This is a genomic window from Pontibacter locisalis (assembly GCF_042684605.1).
Lineage (GTDB): Bacteria > Bacteroidota > Bacteroidia > Cytophagales > Hymenobacteraceae > Pontibacter > Pontibacter locisalis.
Genome location: NZ_JBHULU010000033.1, coordinates 1 through 1,162, shown reverse-complemented (window position 1 = coordinate 1,162; position 1,162 = coordinate 1). Strand labels below are relative to the sequence as shown.

General features: G+C 53.6%; 1 protein-coding gene. It reads right to left on the bottom strand.

Annotated elements, in window-relative coordinates; translation table 11 throughout:
• Nucleotides 1-73 precede the first annotated feature (73 nt).
• The gene (locus ACFSRY_RS19150) at nt 74-985 is read right to left on the bottom strand and encodes an IS3 family transposase (RefSeq protein ID WP_377511935.1); all 912 of its coding nucleotides are present in this window, start codon (nt 983-985) and stop codon (nt 74-76) included.
• Nucleotides 986-1,162: the final 177 nt, after the last annotated feature.

The window sequence follows — 1,162 nt, the reverse complement described above, 5'->3', positions numbered from 1 at the left end:
TGTCTCGTCCTAAAATAAGTTTACAGGTTTAGGTATTAGTCCTGTTAAAAGTTTACAATTTTTCTTAGTCCTGCTATTGCTTTACAATGGTACGTTTTTTTGTATAATAATTCTTCCACACTTTTTCTGTTTGCTGATTGTGCTCATGCAGCTGTGCCGGCATCCTGTTGCCAATGCTCATGTGCGGACGCTGTTGGTTGTAGAGCTCTACCACCTGGTCGAGCAGCTCTTTGGCCTGGTCGAGACTCTCTACCTGATAGCACTCCAGGTATTCCTGCTTAAGGATACCGTTGACTCTTTCAGCAACAGCATTTTCCAGCGGATCTCCCTTTTCCGTCATGCTAATGGCGATGCCATGCTCCTGCAAGAGCTCCACATAGGCACTGCTGCAATACTGGACGCCCCTGTCGGAGTGATGAATCAGCTTGCCTGGGGCTGGTGGCCAGCTGGCCAGAGCCATCTGCAGGGCCAGCACCGACTCAGAGGCTTCCAGACTGGCGGCCAGCCGGTAACCCACTATCTTGCGGGAGTAGGCATCTGTGATCAGGCTCAGGTAAAGATGACCTGACTCTATCTTCCAGTAGGTGATGTCTGAGACCCACAGCTGGTTTGACCTGGAAGGGATGAGCTCTCTTACCAGGTTGGGGTACTTGCGCAGCCAGTGGGAGGAGTTGGTGGTGCGCACGCTCCTCTTGCGCCTGCGAACCAATAGGCCGCCTGCCGACAGCAAATCAAACACTGCGTCCCGGCCCAGCTTGATCTGGTGCTCGAGCACGAAAGGCTCCAGCAGCTCATAAAGCTTCCGGCCTCCCATTCTGGGGTGGCTCCTGCGGATTGTGAGCACCTGCTCTAGCACAAGCTCCTGCTCAAAGCTTCTCTCCTGCAGCTGCCAGTAGTGCTGGTAATAGGCTTGTCTGGTGATACCAAATAACAGGCACAGCCGGCCCAGAGATATGCGGCTGTGCCTTTCCTTTAAGGCGGTGATTACCTGGCAGCGGACTTTTTTCGGATCGGGATGTGAAGCTCCCTTTCAGCGAGCTGAATCATCAGCTCGTAGCCCTCGGCCTGAAGCCGGGCCGCCTCCAGCTGCTTTTCCAGCTCCTGGATGCGCTTTTGAAGTACTTGCGGATCTAACGGTTGCTCTGTGTCCAAGACGAACTGG